Source organism: Afipia dichlorophenoxyacetatis (assembly GCF_055386385.1).
On the sequence record NZ_AP029250.1, the window covers coordinates 5,102,976 to 5,117,300 of the forward strand.

Genomic DNA, 14,325 nt, shown 5'->3' on the forward strand with positions numbered 1-14,325 from the left:
CGGACTGGCTAGACATCGTACACGCGCAGCTTCATGGCAACTTTCACGGCGCCCGGCACATAGAAGGAATCCGTCGGGCGGCCATCGGCCATGAACTGGCAGACTTTCGTTGCAAAGTCTGTTCCCAACCAGACCGGCGCAGTGAAGCGAGCCGTCCCGAGGCTCAAGGTCTCTTTCCACCACGCGGTAAAGACTTCGAACTGAGCGGCGTACATAATGATGGTCTGCCCGAGCGTTCCGACGTTGTCGCCCGGCCGCGCGCGCTGGCGTTGATTGCCGCCTTCCATGTCAGTGACGATCGGCGCCAGGACGCGAGAGATCGGCTGAAAGCCGTCGACCATCGGCGCGAAAGGCACGCCATCGGGCCATGTTGGCAGGGGCATTATCGAGCTCCGAACGCTTTCGACTTGCTGGCGATGGCGTCGGCCAGTTTGCCTCCGCTCATGACATTCGCGCTCGCGGCCTCTACGACAGCGTTCGCGAAGTCGATCGTGATGTCTCGCCCACCACTGCCGTTGTCCTTCTGCGTAACCGTTGGCTGAGAGGACGCACCCTGAATATAGACGTTCGTGACCGGCGCCTGACCGCCACCCCGTGCCATCGCCATCGAGACATCGGCCGGGATGATCCGCGTGCCCTCGGGCAAGTCGAGAATTTCTCCGCCCTGCTCGTTCACGCGTGTGAGACCGCCGCGCCAGTTATCGGTGCCCGAAGCGTTAGCCCCGATGGTCGGTCCGATCGGTGAGCTGTAGCCGCCACCCACGAGCGCTGTCGAAGGCAAGGCGTTCCCGGGATTGAAGCCGAACATCGACATAAGGCTGCTTTCGATACCTCCGCCGACGCCGAATGAACTCATCGCGGCCTGCAGCGCGCGCATGACCGGCGTGACGATCGTCATCTTAATCAACATCTCCTCGAGCGCGCGGATGATGACGTTTTTCGTGTCGCTCATCGCTTGGCCCCACGATTTCGTATGGTCGGTGGCGTCAGCGAGACCGGTGACGAGATTGTTCTCCATCGCCGAGCCCACGCCCTTCATCGCATCGTTGAAGCGGATCGCCGCTGCCTCACTGCTGCCGAGAGCCGCCGGAACATCATTTCCGTAGATGGACTTCAGCTGTTGCGCGATCTGGACGTCTTCTGACGATAGGAGCGACGTATCACGATCAAATTTGATGCCTGACGCGACCTTCGCTCTTGCAAGCGCGTCCGCAGCTGCCGCGGCCTTGTCCCCCAGTCCGCTCATCTGTGCTTGTGCGGCCGCTGCGGCCGGGGTTAACCCGTCCTTTAACCCCGCCGCAGTCAGCTGCGCGATGGCACGGGCGCGTTCCTGTTCAGCCGCACTCTGCCCGACCGCCGAGGCCGAGGCCTTCGTTACTTCGATATATTTCAGAAGGGATTCTTCGGCCCGATCGTAGGCCGATATCGTTTCTTCGACGGCCTTTTTGTCAGGATCGCCGGACCTGTCCTTGAATACCGCATTCTGGACGGCATTGGTTTCGTCACGCGCCCGCATGAGATTGGCGGGATTGTTCATCTGCGCAGCCAGCTGCTGGCGTGCAACGTCCATCTGCCACTGCGGATCGTTCTTGTCGGTAACGACGCCATAGCTTGCAGCCGCAGCCGCCCGGCTCTCTGGCGTTGTGGTCAGATTGACGAACTTATCGATCAGTGAACTCGGAATGTTCGCGAGCTTGTCGACAAACTTGTTCAGCCAGTCGAACGCCGTGGCGATCGCTTCGACGATATTGACCCAGCCTTCCCTCATCTTGAGGCCGAGGCCGACCAAAATGTTCTGGATCGGATGCCATCGCTCCGAAAGGATCTTCTCCGCTGCGTCGAGGCGGTTCTGAAGCACAAGCGCGTTGCCGATGTCAGCCTGCGAAATCAGCTCGGTCGACTTGATGGCATCCGCCGATGCCAGCATCTTGTTCAGATAGTCCTGATCCTTCGCGAGAGCCGCCGTCGCCGCGTCGCCCAGGAACGTCTTGGACACATCAAGCGCGGCGAGTCTTTCGCCGTTCTGCATTGCCTGGTCGATCAGGCTGACGATGGCGCGAAATTTCTCTTCGGTCGTATTGGCGCCGGCAAACTGCGCCACGCCCGTATTGCCCTGAAAGTTTCCGGCTTTGGTCAGGGCATCGAGCCGGTTCTGACCGTCGCTACCGCCTAGCTTATCAGCGGAAACATCCGAAAGCTTTTTGAGCGCAGCCTGAAGGTCGTCAACCGGCAGCTTGGCGTCAGCCGCGGCCTTGCTGATGCGCTGGAAAAAGTCCGTCGACAGGTCCGATTTGCTCGCCTTATCGGCAAGCGCGACATATTCGGCGAGTTTTTGCCCGCTCAACGTCCAAGCATCGGTGACGAGGTCGATCGCCTCCTTGATCAGCTTGTAGGTGACATAGAGAGGAAAGAGCACCCGAGCCACAGCACCCAGGACGCTGACCACCGCGACGCCGATCGCGACCTTCTTGGCCCATGCCTCGGCAGCTTCGAGCGCGCCCTCTGCAAGTTGCTTCAGCCCTACGGTGACGTGACTGTTCTGTTCTGCTGCGTCCCGCGCGTTGTCGTTCGCGGACCGCATGCTTGTGGCCAAATTGTCGTTTGCCGCAATAGCTGCGGCTGCAGCCACCTGAGCAGCGGCCATCGCACGGGTGAAATCCACCGCACCGGTATTGTCCGAAGTAACGACCAGCTCTGTGATGACTGGAGCTTCATTCATCTGCGGGATCCGTGGCCGATCTTGCTTGTTCAACTCGATAGAGGTTATCGAGCATCTCGATGGTTTCGATTTCCCAAGGCGACAGACGGCTTCTCGTCAGCCGCATGAAAGCCTCGATATCTGCCCACGATATTGGATTGATCCCGAAACCGTTCGAGGTCCGACGATTGGCGAGGCGCTGGAAAGTCAACCAGAGGTAAGAAAGCGCTTCGGGAAACGGCGGGCAGTACAGTTCGGCCTGGTATTTCGCGCGCCGTTCCGCGTTTCTGGTGCGCTCGACGAGTCCGCGCAAGATCTCGCGATAGGAGACTCGGTTCTCATCGAGCTTGTCGAGAGCAAACGTCCGCTCCGCGAATGCCCTCAGGTCTTCGCGGAGGCCGGCATAAAAGCCCGTTCAGCGCCGAGATAGTCGACGATCTGCTGCAGATACGCTGACATCGTCGGTCGACTAAGCAGCGATACGGCGGCGTCGTCTGAGAACGAGATTGTTTCGCCGCCGATCTTTACGGGAGTCCATGTCACGATGCGTGAGACCACCCACTGGAACGTCTCTGCATCGGCTTCGGCTGGCGAACGTTCCTCGGCCTTGTATTTCCGGCCATTGACCTGGGCTTGTTCAATGGCGGCTTGCTTGTGGAGCTGCTCGCGCCGCATGCGCTCCTTGAAGGCGAGTGTCTTCGGATGCGCGGGGCCGGCCATCGTCAAAACCCAGCCATTCGGCGAGCCTGTGCCCGGTTTCATCATCTTGAGCTCAGCGGTATCGCCAGGAAGATCGCCGTCGAGATCTGCAACCATCGCGTCAGTCATTGCTTGTCCTTCGAGTTAAATAGGCCGATCAGGCGGCCGTGGTCTGGAACTTGATCATGGAATTGTCGCCTGACGCCGAAGTGTCGACACCGACCAGCGCGGCCGGCACGGCGATCGTTTGAGTGCGGCCACCGCCTTGCTTGGACAGCGCGGAGGTGTTGACGCCGCCGAGCGTGAAGTTCGGGACGGTGATCGAGATGAAGTCTCGCGGTTCGACCGTATTGTCGACGGCGAGGACATGAAGCGAATATTGGGTCTCGTCTGCGAAGTCCTCGAAGATGTTGAGATCCTTGCGCAGCATCGTCAGGTTCATGCTTACCTGAAGCGAACCGGTAAAGACGTCCGGCGCGTATTTGATCGCTCCCGAGCCGAACACGTCCGGCGCCTGTGGCTGGATATCGAGGGTCAGATCCCATGACGTCAGTTCAACCAGGTCCTGACCACCGAAGCGGATGGTCGCATCGACAACCGCCATCGGCTCAGTGTTGGTGGCTACCGGATTGAGGAAGAAAGGTGCTTCCGCACCCTTCTTGATATCGACGCGCCCGGTCCCGACACCGCCGGGATCGAACATGATGATCCCGTTCGGGCCCATCGAAAACTTGCCGTTGCCCCAGACGAAATCGCGGAGAATGATCGAGCCGTCGATATCCCGCTCGTGTTCCTCGATCGTGTCATAGTACGGCGTGAGGACTGCCGGATTGATCAGCCGCTTCCCGGGCCGGACAATGGAAAAAGCTGTGTCCGGCGTCGCGTTCACGGTCAGCGTGTCGGCCGTGGTGAGTGTGTCGTCAGTCACACCTGTGAGGCGAATGTTCCGACCGTTATTCTCCTGGTCAGCCAGGTTCGTTGCTCGAATGACGTCGCCGACCCGGAAACCTTCATCGAGCCAGGATCCGCCCCCGGCCACAATCGAGTTAGCCCCGATGGCGACGGAAGTCATTTCCGTGTTCGATACCGATAGCGCCGCAGAATCCCACGGACCGCGCATCAACGCTTGAAGGATGTCGTCGTGAGAGCCAAGCGAAAGCTCGGTGCTGTAGTCGTTCGCTGTCTTCTGCGTGCCATGTCGGCCGCGCGTGCTGAGGCCATCCTTCCGGATCTCAGCGGATGACGTCGACGCCTTCGTCAGCTGGGCGCCATTGCCGCCGGTTGTGCGAATGATTTTTGCGTCGGCGTTGGTGACTGTCTCGCCGAGCGCGGTCTGACGCTTGCGAGCGACATACGCATTAAAATTCGTCTGATAACCCATCTGCGTTGCTCCTATGCGGGCTCAGCCGCGGTAAAAAAATTCAAACGGGACGTAGCAGGTGACGCGAAACCAGTTTCCGTTGTCAGCGTCCGATGCGCCGCCGTCGCTGCGCGGCGACATCGAAACGACCTTCGATCCCTGCCCGTCCTCGTAAAAGGTCTTGGCTCGGAAGATCTCGCCCGCTTCAAAGGCCAACCGCTGCGCGTCTTCGGTGCCGTACCCCTCGGGCACGAACACATGGACGTAAATTCCGCCGCGATAGAGCCAGATATTGTCGCCAGGCGTGCCGGCTCCGCGCAGGCTGCTGTCGTTTCCGAGAACTTCGAAATAGACCCACGGCACTGGCACGCGCTCGCCATTCACCTCGTCATGAGGTGGCCACGGATTGATTGCGTGCCCATTGGCATCGCTCTTTGGCTCGTTCGGAAAGGCGATAGGCGTCTTGCGATTCCCGTCGTCGTCAATCCAAAACGAGATGAACCGCGCGCGAATCGCGGAAACGGCTCCTGCATAATCTGCCATGTGCTATCGCGCCGTGATCTGTAAAGCCGGTTGACGCGTCAACCATTCTGGACGCAGAGCCGGACTGCCGCCGCGTCGCGTCCCAGCTGCTTGGCCTGCCGGCGAATTTGCGTAAGCCTCTATCGATCCGAACCGGACCGGCATGTAGAGAAATGAGATACTTGCCGTGTTTCCATAGCGACCTTGGACAATCTGGGCCGCTTCATCGTAGGTGTATCCCGGCACGGTGAACCCGTCCTCGATCTTTCGAGCGTATGGGACAGGATTGCTGATGTGCACGACCTGCCCTGCGCGGAGGCCTGTCACGCTCGTCACCGCTTGGCCATCAACGAACACCATGTGGCTGTCACGATAGAGACCCGGATGCGGATCACTTCCGCTACCAACGGGCGACTTTTCCTTCAGCGTCTTCAAGGCAAACGCGACGACGTCATCCAGATAGGAGTATCGATATCGGATCACGCTGGCCTGACGGCGAGCGTTCTCCGCAAGGACCGCAACTTGATAGACCGTATACGCAAGGTCTGTGGCGGCGATCACCCCGTCGATGGTCCTGACAACCGACGACGGTCGGTAGGCCTGAACGATTTCCTGATTTTTCTTCTCGGCAGCGAGAAACATTTGCTTTTGAACGGTAGCAAGCGCCGTCTGCGTCGCCACGAGAAACTGATCGGCCACCGTCAGCCCTTCGCGTGAATATCGAGGGCTATCAGAACGCCAGCAACGCGGCGGGTATTATCATTGATGCCCTTAATCGACTTCTCCTCGCCACGGATGACGAGTTTATCGTCGACGCTCAACGGAAACAGCGAGCTAAGCGGCACCATCCCAGCCGGTACCTCGGCATCAGGATCGTTAAGCGCGATCACGTTGATATCGCCTTGCGCCACGGCTCCGATGATCTGGGAAGGCGTGTATCCCGAAACCCGCGCGCGAACCTGTGCCTGAACCTTTGTTCGACCGGGCCCTGTACCACTCCAGCGGCGAATGATGATGTCCTCGCCGATCTCGGCCAAGAACGACCGGTGTTGTTCGAGAGCCTCTGCCGCGTTCATGCGAACACTCGATATGACCCGAGCAAGGCGTCGACAGTGGCGTCGATCGCAGCCGCTGCATTACCGCCAACGACGTAATATTTCGATCCAACGCCGTCGACGGTGTCCTGACTGAGGAACAGATTGCGTGCCGACAAAGAGCGCAGGTTACTGACCATAAGGGTGATGGCCTGCCGGATAGGTTCGGGAACATCCTCCGGATCGTCGCCATAGCCTGCAGTAAACTCGATTTCGACGGCCCCAAGTTGGCAGCGCGTCGACGGCCATGAAAAGCCATGCGCCGGAACAAGCTCGGCCCTGTAGCCCTCGATTGTTCGGTAATTCTCTTCTGGGACCGTTTGCCATGCGCCGTTTGTGTCGACATATCGAACGCTGTCGACGCTGATCAGTGGCGGCAGCGGGATACTGATCGGTTCGCACGGGAAACGGCCGTCGATCGTCAGTTTCCATGATTGCTGCATCAGGCAGCGCTGAAGCCGCCCATCACGACCGTCCAAAGTCTGGCACGCGGCCGTGATGAAAGCCTCAATGACATCATCAGACACCTCTGAACCGATGCTGAGGCGAGATTTCACCTCAGTCGCGTTCAAAGGCTCCTCGGCCGGCGCCGTGACCAGGATAAGGGGCATCAGTCAACCAGGATGTGGATAGCGCCGTTCTTGGCCGCACCGCCCTGCGCAACCACGACCTTCACACGATCGCTTGCGAGCGCGATTTTATCGCTGACGGCGGTCCCGCTGGCTGCGTACAAGAGCGCGGCGCCGGACTGCGAATGCGTCGGAGCGCGTGGATAACGCACAGCGGATGCGTTGACGTTGGACTCCGCCCAGATGCTTTCGCCTGTGGCCTCGGCCGTAAGGGTGAAGTCAACACCATCCGTGAAGGCGTTGGTCCCGTCCTTCACGTACTGAACGCTATGGATCTTGCCGGCGATGCGCGGCGAAAAGGCAGTCGCGTTTCCGCTCCCGTCAGTGGTCAAAGGCACTTTAAAACGACGCATTGTCATTCTCCTGATTGGCGCGACGCGCCTGTGAGGGTTGAGGCTGACGACTTACTTGTCGCCCTTGCCTTTCTTTCCGTTGTCAGCCTTGTTCGCTGGCGCGTCCTCGGCCTTGTTTTGCGGAGCAGGCTCCGATTTCTGGTTTTCATCGCCTTCTGTCACGACGGCCTCCTCAGCCTCTGGAACGTCGAGGCGCTCGAACTTGCCGGCGTGCTTCTTCAGAAGCTCATGGCCGAACGAGTCGCTGACGTGAAACTCTTGCCCTGGCTTCAGCGTGTCAGCGCTGACGGAGCTGATGTGGAATTGGTCGAGTGCCTTGAGCTTCATTGTCTTGCTCCGATGAAATTGTCTGCCCTACCCTATGAACGAAAAAGCCCGCCGGTTTCCCGACGGGCTTTCGTTTTCGCTATTTGCTTCGCTGCTCAAGAGCCGAGCGCCGCGGTGAAGGTGCCCTTCACGAAGGCCTCAGGCCGATAGACAGCGAGAGCAAGGCGCTCTTCCGCGCGGATAGTGACAAGGTTCTTGCGGAAGTTGTCGCTATCTTCAGTGCTGAGTTCGACGTTCGCGTCTTCACGATCGAAGATCTGCGCACCAAGATTGAACGCGCCGGTAAGGAAGCGGTCCAGCGCCATCGCCTGGGTTTCCACGACAGGCAAACGCCACAAACGCGGATCGCTTCCGCCCTGTGGATTGGCAAAGAGATAAGCGCCCTCTTCCGTCTTGGTTAGTTCGATATCGGCCCAATCCGCCGGATTCAGCACGATGCCGTTTGACGGCAGTTCGGCCAAAAATCCCTGCAGGATCGAAAGCCGAATGACGTCAATCTTAGTCAGGTTTCCGGCCGAAGTCGGAATGATTGGAGCGACATAACTCGAAGCCTGGGTATAGATACCATTCAGATCAGTACCGGTGCCCGGGCCGTTCAAAAGCTGCCCCTCTTCGACATACTGCAGACCGTAGCGCAGGCGTCCGTCGATATAGGACTGCAGCTGCGGAACGTCGTCGAGGATCTGCTTCGTTGCGATCACCCAGTGAGCAATGGTCGAGACCACGCTCGTCATGATGTCGAACTTGATGCCGGACTGAGGCTTCGTGTCGCCTGCTGTTTCCGACACCGTCGCCGCGGCATTGGTGAAACCGGTTTCCTTCACGTACTGGATAGCATTCGAGGAGGTCCGGCCCGGCGTCAGGAGATCGCGGATCGTCATGCGGCGCTGAGGCGGCGCAATGATGCCCGGTTGACGCTGAGGAACGATCAAGTCGCCGGCTGAGCCGTCGGCATCTGTCGTCAAGGCAGAAATGATGGCCTTCAGCTTCACCGAGACACCGCCGCGGCTTGGCTTGGACTTAAGGAACGACTTGACGTCGTCGTTATCGGTGAACTGCTCGCCGATAGACTTCTTACGCTCCGGACCACCACCCATGCGAAGTGTGGTCATCTTCTGCTCGATTTCCTTGACCTGCGCACTCAGTTCGTTGTGCTTGATCAGGGCTTCATCGGCCGACTTCTTCGTCTCTTCGGTGACCTTGCCGAGATTTTTGACCTCGGTCTGGGTCGTTTCGGCCGACTTTTTCACCTCATCCGCAGCCGTTTTAAGCTGGGTGGCGAGGTCGGTGATCTGCTTCTCGAGTACAGCCATGCCGGCGGCACCCTCAGCCGCATACATGCTAAGATTGTGAGCATGCGCCGATGCGAACGACACATCAAAGGCGAGCACCGCGACAACGGCAATCGCCACGAGGACGGCAAAGCCCGCCCATGGAGCAAAACGTTTCATTGAATGATCCTTCAGGATTTGGAAGTGATGGCTTTGAGCGATGCGATCGCATCGCCCATTGACTTGACGATCGCCTCTGAACCTTCGGAATCACTCCGAACGGCTTTCGCATAACCGACAGAGGCGATCTGCACGGCCATGGCTTTCGGGACGCCTGCCTCGCGCAGGATGTCCTCAAATTCTTTGATTGATGGCGGATCGCCATCGCGCAGGCGCTGCGCAAAATCTGCGAACCGGCCTTCAGACTTCACACTGTCGACGCGCGCGCGCCGATTGGCTGGGAACGACACGATGGAAGCTTCGAGCAAATCCAGCTTCAGGAGCTTGCGTGGGTTGGTCGCGTCCGCTGGCGTCACGTCTACTTCACGGTAGCCGATCGACATACCCTGGATCGCGCCGGCCTTGAGCATGATCAAAGCCTCATCGGCGCGCTTCACGCCCTTTAGAAGCTGACCCTTTCCGTTCAGGCCCTTGCCATCGTCGCTGAGCTCGTTCCAAACGCCGATCGGCTCGTCCGGGTTATGCTGCCACAACATGAGCGGCTTGGTGCCTTCGCGCTTGTGCTTGGACAGGCTATCGGCGAAGGCGCCCGGCATTACCACTTCGTTGTAGCTGTCTCGCACGCCGAACACCGATACGTAGCCCTCGATTTGGCCTTCGTCGTCAGCCGCTTTGACCTGAAAGGCGAATGATTTCGTCTTCATGCCGCTTCGTCCTCATTCAAACGAGGGCCACCGTTGTGACCGATCATAGATTTCATCTTCGCCTCGATGATCGACTCGACGTCACCACCGAACAGCATGCTCATCAGCGCGGATCGAAGCTGCTGCTCCGGAGAACCCGTAGCTTTTCCGAGTTGATCGAGAGGAACGAGATTCGACTGAACTGTCAGAACGTCGCCACCTGGCATCGGTGGCTTGTTGTCCATGGCGCGTCCTTCGTTGCGCGTCATGTATCCATTCTGGCCAAGCGAAGCGAGCAACGCAGCCCGTCCAACGCTGTCGGCTCGGAACAGACCCTCGAACAGAAACTCAGCGTAAACCTTGCCCAGTAACTGCCGAGGCAGCAGACGCTTTTTGATCGCCTGCTCGATGCGCGTGAGATACGGGCGAAGGCCGAGGACGTACCAGCCGAGCATGATTTGCTCGATACCGGATCCCCACATCGTTTGACCTTGCGCGGCGTGGCCGACAAGAACCGGCGGGATACGAAGCCACCGGCAAAGATCCTCGATGCTGAAGCGCCACGTCAGGAGCATTTCAGCATCCTTTGGCGGCAAGCTCACTGATTTGACGTCGAATCCGTGCTCAAGGAGACCGGCGTTTAGACCTTCACCGCCGAGATAGGGATCGATGAACGCGGAACGGAAATCCTTCCGTTGGTCCGGTGTCATCGCCTTCCCGCCAGGAGGCTGAGTAAAGAAAATGGAATTTTTCATTCCATTTCGGAAATACGTGCCGGCGGATGCCGCTATCGCCTCCGAAAATCCCAAGCTCTGCCGAGCATAAGAGAGCGTTGACAGACCACCGCCCTCGCCGTCATCACCAAAGCCGCGGATGTGGAAGACATCGTCTTCCGTGAGGTCCGTATAACGCTTGCCCCGGAGCGTGAACGAATATCGGATTACGCCAAACTGATCGCGACGACGATTCATGACACCGGGATCGGCCGGGATCGGCGTCAGCGAGATGATTGATCCGTCGCTTCGCTTGTCCTTGAGGGAATAGGCATTGCCGTGAATGCAGAGGTCAACAACCTGGCCTTCCCAAAATTCGGGAGCGGTCTGGTCTTGGTTCGGGCTTTCGTGGACGATGTCATAAAGCCAATGGTCGGTTGTCGGCTTTTTGCTACCATCCGTTTGCCTCTCGTAAACAGCGCACGGCAAAGCCCCGATGGTTTCGCCATATAACCGGACACCGGACCACCACGCCGACATACGCATGGCCGAGTCTGGGCCCACGTCATAGCCCGTAAAGGTGTCACCCTTTCCGCGACGAGAGTTCTCCGGGTCCTGCACTTTGAGTGCAGGTTTCCTCCACAACCGAGAAAAGAAACTCATTTAGCGACTACTCGCCAAGGCGTCCCGAAGCCACTCGTCATAGTCAGGCCCCTTGTCTTCCGTCATGAATGCGGCGCCGACAACCATCGCGATGGTAACGATCCCGTCGATACGGCCGCGCGATCGCTTCTTGTCGAAACAGCGGTTATCCTGACCGTCGCTGTCGACCTTCGCGTTACCGGCGCACATGGTGGTGACCGGTGAACTGTCGATGACGATCTGCTTTTCAAGAATGACGTCCTCGAGCTTCTCGATCGACGTCGGCATCGTTAACTGCCGGTCCTCAAACATGCGCTTCTTGCCTTGCGCATGGGAAACGAGCTTAAGGCCTTCACCCTGCGGCTTGTCCTTGCCCTCGAACTTCCAAACCGCCAGCCCTATCTCTTCGCAGGCCGTCATGAAGTCCGCCATGCCGGCGGGGTCGAAGGCGAGGAATTGAACCTCGTGCTCTGCAGTCAATGCGTCGACTTGCTTGGCCGCGAAGGTCTTATCGATCGTTGAGCCGTTCAGAGCGGTGAAATCGATGTCCGGGCTGTCCGCCCATTCGACATATGAAGCCAGATCGCGGCGCGCTCGATCGACAAGGCCGTTCTTTGTCGTCCAGTACCAAGTTTTCACCTGTATCGGCCGCAACACCGGGTCTTCGTTCTCTGGATCGGCTTCCCAGGCCGCGGACAAAGACGTCAGATCGTTCTTCTTCGAGAGATCCAGCGAGAGCCAACACTTGCGCCCTTTGAGCTTTGAAGGGTCGACCTTGCCCTGAACGCTCATCCAGGCTTGTTCGTCATCCATCCAGAACGCTTCGACGCCGGTCGGGATGCCGAAGTAAAGCCGTTTGACCGATAGAGCCGTCGATGCCAGTTGCTTTGCGGTGTTCACCTCGCCGCGGATGTTCTCGACGGGAAAGGTGATGCCGAGCGCCGGTAGTGCTTTCTTCCAGCAGGCCTCGTCGTCGAAAACCTTGTCGTGGTCCTTTTTGTCTACGCGCGCGATAAACGCGAATGCCTCGTCGTCGGTGACCTTCCCGCGGAGCACCGCCTGATAGAAGTCCGAGAGCTCGGTCCCGACAAGCTGCGTCGATGCCGGCGTATTGGTTCCGAGAAGCATCAGCGCGTCACCGGCCATCTTGGCGATAGCGCGCTTCCATGTCTCGATCGAGTAGATGGTCTTGAACTCGTGAATTTCGTCCGCGAGCACTGCGACGGGGCGAGGTCCTGAGATTGCCTCCCCGTTCGCCAGCGCCTGAAACTTAGACTGCGTATCCGGATGTTCGATCTTCCAGGCGTTGTCGCCCTCACCGCGAATGACCACCTCGCCGCGGCTTTCAAGAGTGTCCGTCTCGTCCTCTTCGGCGCCCGGGATGTTCGCCCGGCACATCGCAACGGCATCCTTGAATAGAACGTTCGCCGTCGCCTTGTCCTGTCCGATGGAATACACCTCGGCGCGCGGCACGCCGTAGTAACCCATCATGTAAATTCCGATTCCGCCCATCACGGGCGACTTCGCCTGACCCTTCCCTGTCTCGAACCACCCGTTACGAAACCGCAGCCTGCCTGAGGCTGTGAGCCATCCGAACAACGATCCGACGCTGAACAGATGCCACGGCAGGAGATCGAATGGCTGACCAGTCCGCGGGCCAGCCGTGATCGCCAGAACCGACGGGAAGAATTGGACAGCGCGCGCCGCCTTCTCTTCGTACCGCCAGAAAATTCCTCGCTTCTCGCCGTCGACGATGTCGCGAAGGTGCCGCTCGCCAGCGAAACGCTGCAGGTCTCCCGCTACGATTCTGCCGTCGACCAGATCCCGCGCGAACGCGGTGACCGGATCACTTGGGTACTGCCTTGAGGAAATTATCCGCGGCGCGCGGGGCTTTCTTACCACGTACCACCTTTGTCGCCTTGCCGCGGCGAACTGGCGAGATGCCCAGCTCTGCCTCTGCGACCCGGATGTTCTCGTCGGCCTGGCGCATCACGATCCAGTGTGGATTGTATTGGGGAACCTTGCTGCGCTTGGCCTTGATCACCGGCCCGTGTTCGGCAACGTGGCGCGCCATGCGCTCATACTGGACGCGAAACTCAATCAGCCGGCGGATGGAATGGCCGTTCGATGCCGTCAGTGTCCCGGCCTCTCGCATTTCCCGGATCACCTCACCCCACTGCTGTTGCGCCAGCGCGATGTCATCTTCGACCGCGTAAAGTGAGCGCCAATCTGGCTCGGGTGGAGTGCCGTCACCGCCTTCAATCATAGGGAATGGTGAATTTGTCATGCGTCAGAGGGCCGATACCCTCCCCTCTGAAATTTCTTTTCGGTGCGAAGGCAACTCCCAGCGCGGTAGGCGCCTCCCAGAACCTGAACTTTTGACCCACCCCCCGGGGCAGAGGGGTAAAATCATCCTGCCCAAAGATGTCACACATCAATCGTGATGATGGATCTACTGGACTAAGAGGCTACGCGCTGATTAAATTGGATCGTTCTAACGTAGCGTAATTTGAGTACTGATTGAATTTGCTCATAGTGCGACCTCCAGAGGCCAGTCGAAAGACTGGCCTTTTCCCTTTGCCTAACGTCGCGCATTCCATGGGTGATGAGGGTCAATCGGCCTGCCGTTGATGTCCGTGCCGATAGTATAGCCTCGGTTCTCTTCAGCCTTGATCGTGCTGTCGTGATGATCCTTGCAGGTGCTCTCATGATTGAGAGGATCAATGAACAAGGACCAATCGCCTTTATGTGGCTTGCGATGGTTGACCGTGGTGGCTGGTGTTGTCTTGCCTTGGCTCAGGCAGCGCTCACACAAGGGCTGACGTGCAAGCTGCTGTGGCCTCAAGCCGGCAGGACCGCGCCATATGCGCAGGTCGTACCATTTGCGATAGGGGTTCTCTTCTCTGCGCTTGGCGTCACGATCACGCGCGCCCATCAGGCTGCAGTGAATGGCTGCTCGGGATCGGCATGGTCCATGACGAGGTCGACCGTCACCGTCTCCACATCATCGGGAATGATCCGTGTGCGAGTCAGGCCAGAGACCTCACGCCGCGCACGAATACGCGCCTTGCCACCATCAGTGTACGTCCGACCGAATGACAGCACGATCACGTTATGTGATTGATTGCCCGGGGATTCCATATCTATCAGCCGA

At 58.8% G+C, this 14,325-nt stretch carries 18 protein-coding genes; all 18 read right to left on the bottom strand.

Going from position 1 to position 14,325, the window contains the following annotated elements; translation table 11 throughout:
• Positions 1–8 precede the first annotated feature (8 nt).
• The 18 genes from ACZ5C3_RS23895 to ACZ5C3_RS23980 all read right to left on the bottom strand — a co-directional run bounded on the left by ACZ5C3_RS23895 (position 9) and on the right by ACZ5C3_RS23980 (position 14,312).
• Complete coding sequence (locus ACZ5C3_RS23895) at positions 9–383, bottom strand: hypothetical protein (RefSeq protein WP_464033609.1); 375 nt, start codon at positions 381–383, stop codon at positions 9–11.
• Positions 383–2,719: a hypothetical protein gene (locus ACZ5C3_RS23900; RefSeq protein ID WP_464033611.1), complete on the bottom strand. Its 2,337-nt coding sequence runs from the start codon at positions 2,717–2,719 to the stop codon at positions 383–385. The genes ACZ5C3_RS23895 and ACZ5C3_RS23900 overlap by 1 nt, the downstream gene beginning before the upstream one ends.
• Entirely contained in the window at positions 2,712–3,011 is a 300-nt protein-coding gene (locus tag ACZ5C3_RS23905) for a phage tail assembly chaperone (protein ID WP_464033613.1), read from the bottom strand. Before ACZ5C3_RS23905 ends, ACZ5C3_RS23900 begins: the two co-directional genes overlap by 8 nt.
• 68 nt (positions 3,012–3,079) lie before the next feature.
• On the bottom strand, positions 3,080–3,526 hold the full coding sequence (locus ACZ5C3_RS23910; RefSeq protein ID WP_464033616.1) for a hypothetical protein: 447 nt from the start codon (positions 3,524–3,526) through the stop codon (positions 3,080–3,082).
• 28 nt (positions 3,527–3,554) lie between these two features.
• The gene (locus ACZ5C3_RS23915) at positions 3,555–4,778 is read right to left on the bottom strand and encodes a phage tail tube protein (RefSeq protein WP_464033618.1); all 1,224 of its coding nucleotides are present in this window, start codon (positions 4,776–4,778) and stop codon (positions 3,555–3,557) included.
• Between the two features lie 21 nt (positions 4,779–4,799).
• Positions 4,800–5,300, bottom strand: a complete 501-nt coding sequence (locus ACZ5C3_RS23920) for a hypothetical protein (protein WP_464033620.1) — start codon at positions 5,298–5,300, stop codon at positions 4,800–4,802.
• Positions 5,301–5,303: 3 nt separating this feature from the next.
• On the bottom strand, positions 5,304–5,978 hold the full coding sequence (locus tag ACZ5C3_RS23925) for a hypothetical protein (protein ID WP_464033622.1): 675 nt from the start codon (positions 5,976–5,978) through the stop codon (positions 5,304–5,306).
• 2 nt (positions 5,979–5,980) lie between these two features.
• Positions 5,981–6,355, bottom strand: coding sequence for a hypothetical protein (locus ACZ5C3_RS23930; protein WP_464033624.1), 375 nt, complete (start codon positions 6,353–6,355; stop codon positions 5,981–5,983).
• Positions 6,352–6,984: a head-tail connector protein gene (locus tag ACZ5C3_RS23935; protein ID WP_464033626.1), complete on the bottom strand. Its 633-nt coding sequence runs from the start codon at positions 6,982–6,984 to the stop codon at positions 6,352–6,354. The genes ACZ5C3_RS23930 and ACZ5C3_RS23935 overlap by 4 nt, the downstream gene beginning before the upstream one ends.
• On the bottom strand, positions 6,984–7,355 hold the full coding sequence (locus tag ACZ5C3_RS23940) for a hypothetical protein (protein ID WP_464033627.1): 372 nt from the start codon (positions 7,353–7,355) through the stop codon (positions 6,984–6,986). The genes ACZ5C3_RS23935 and ACZ5C3_RS23940 overlap by 1 nt, the downstream gene beginning before the upstream one ends.
• Positions 7,356–7,406: 51 nt before the next feature.
• Positions 7,407–7,682 carry a hypothetical protein gene (locus ACZ5C3_RS23945; RefSeq protein ID WP_464033628.1) on the bottom strand — a complete coding sequence of 92 codons (276 nt, stop codon included), beginning with the start codon at positions 7,680–7,682 and terminating at the stop codon, positions 7,407–7,409.
• Between the two features lie 95 nt (positions 7,683–7,777).
• On the bottom strand, positions 7,778–9,133 hold the full coding sequence (locus tag ACZ5C3_RS23950) for a phage major capsid protein (protein ID WP_464033629.1): 1,356 nt from the start codon (positions 9,131–9,133) through the stop codon (positions 7,778–7,780).
• Between the two features lie 11 nt (positions 9,134–9,144).
• On the bottom strand, positions 9,145–9,837 hold the full coding sequence (locus tag ACZ5C3_RS23955) for an HK97 family phage prohead protease (RefSeq protein WP_464033631.1): 693 nt from the start codon (positions 9,835–9,837) through the stop codon (positions 9,145–9,147).
• Positions 9,834–11,192, bottom strand: a complete 1,359-nt coding sequence (locus ACZ5C3_RS23960) for a phage portal protein (RefSeq protein ID WP_464033633.1) — start codon at positions 11,190–11,192, stop codon at positions 9,834–9,836. Before ACZ5C3_RS23960 ends, ACZ5C3_RS23955 begins: the two co-directional genes overlap by 4 nt.
• Positions 11,193–13,073: a terminase large subunit gene (locus ACZ5C3_RS23965; protein WP_464033635.1), complete on the bottom strand. Its 1,881-nt coding sequence runs from the start codon at positions 13,071–13,073 to the stop codon at positions 11,193–11,195.
• Positions 13,018–13,437, bottom strand: a complete 420-nt coding sequence (locus ACZ5C3_RS23970; protein WP_464033637.1) for a P27 family phage terminase small subunit — start codon at positions 13,435–13,437, stop codon at positions 13,018–13,020. Before ACZ5C3_RS23970 ends, ACZ5C3_RS23965 begins: the two co-directional genes overlap by 56 nt.
• A 315-nt stretch (positions 13,438–13,752) precedes the next feature.
• On the bottom strand, positions 13,753–14,106 hold the full coding sequence (locus tag ACZ5C3_RS23975; RefSeq protein ID WP_464033639.1) for an HNH endonuclease: 354 nt from the start codon (positions 14,104–14,106) through the stop codon (positions 13,753–13,755).
• Positions 14,106–14,312, bottom strand: coding sequence for a hypothetical protein (locus ACZ5C3_RS23980; RefSeq protein WP_464033640.1), 207 nt, complete (start codon positions 14,310–14,312; stop codon positions 14,106–14,108). Before ACZ5C3_RS23980 ends, ACZ5C3_RS23975 begins: the two co-directional genes overlap by 1 nt.
• Positions 14,313–14,325: the final 13 nt, after the last annotated feature.

What these genes read in the sequence shown, in the direction of transcription:
- ACZ5C3_RS23895 (WP_464033609.1), bottom strand. Translation starts at nt 383, where the DNA reads ATGCCCCTGCCAACATGGCCCGATGGCGTGCCTTTCGCGCCGATGGTC.
- ACZ5C3_RS23900 (WP_464033611.1), bottom strand. Translation starts at nt 2,719, where the DNA reads ATGAATGAAGCTCCAGTCATCACAGAGCTGGTCGTTACTTCGGACAAT.
- ACZ5C3_RS23910 (WP_464033616.1), bottom strand. Translation starts at nt 3,526, where the DNA reads ATGACTGACGCGATGGTTGCAGATCTCGACGGCGATCTTCCTGGCGAT.
- ACZ5C3_RS23915 (WP_464033618.1), bottom strand. Translation starts at nt 4,778, where the DNA reads ATGGGTTATCAGACGAATTTTAATGCGTATGTCGCTCGCAAGCGTCAG.
- ACZ5C3_RS23920 (WP_464033620.1), bottom strand. Translation starts at nt 5,300, where the DNA reads ATGGCAGATTATGCAGGAGCCGTTTCCGCGATTCGCGCGCGGTTCATC.
- ACZ5C3_RS23930 (WP_464033624.1), bottom strand. Translation starts at nt 6,355, where the DNA reads ATGAACGCGGCAGAGGCTCTCGAACAACACCGGTCGTTCTTGGCCGAG.
- ACZ5C3_RS23935 (WP_464033626.1), bottom strand. Translation starts at nt 6,984, where the DNA reads ATGCCCCTTATCCTGGTCACGGCGCCGGCCGAGGAGCCTTTGAACGCG.
- ACZ5C3_RS23940 (WP_464033627.1), bottom strand. Translation starts at nt 7,355, where the DNA reads ATGCGTCGTTTTAAAGTGCCTTTGACCACTGACGGGAGCGGAAACGCG.
- ACZ5C3_RS23945 (WP_464033628.1), bottom strand. Translation starts at nt 7,682, where the DNA reads ATGAAGCTCAAGGCACTCGACCAATTCCACATCAGCTCCGTCAGCGCT.
- ACZ5C3_RS23950 (WP_464033629.1), bottom strand. Translation starts at nt 9,133, where the DNA reads ATGAAACGTTTTGCTCCATGGGCGGGCTTTGCCGTCCTCGTGGCGATT.
- ACZ5C3_RS23955 (WP_464033631.1), bottom strand. Translation starts at nt 9,837, where the DNA reads ATGAAGACGAAATCATTCGCCTTTCAGGTCAAAGCGGCTGACGACGAA.
- ACZ5C3_RS23960 (WP_464033633.1), bottom strand. Translation starts at nt 11,192, where the DNA reads ATGAGTTTCTTTTCTCGGTTGTGGAGGAAACCTGCACTCAAAGTGCAG.
- ACZ5C3_RS23970 (WP_464033637.1), bottom strand. Translation starts at nt 13,437, where the DNA reads ATGATTGAAGGCGGTGACGGCACTCCACCCGAGCCAGATTGGCGCTCA.
- ACZ5C3_RS23975 (WP_464033639.1), bottom strand. Translation starts at nt 14,106, where the DNA reads ATGGGCGCGCGTGATCGTGACGCCAAGCGCAGAGAAGAGAACCCCTAT.
- ACZ5C3_RS23980 (WP_464033640.1), bottom strand. Translation starts at nt 14,312, where the DNA reads ATGGAATCCCCGGGCAATCAATCACATAACGTGATCGTGCTGTCATTC.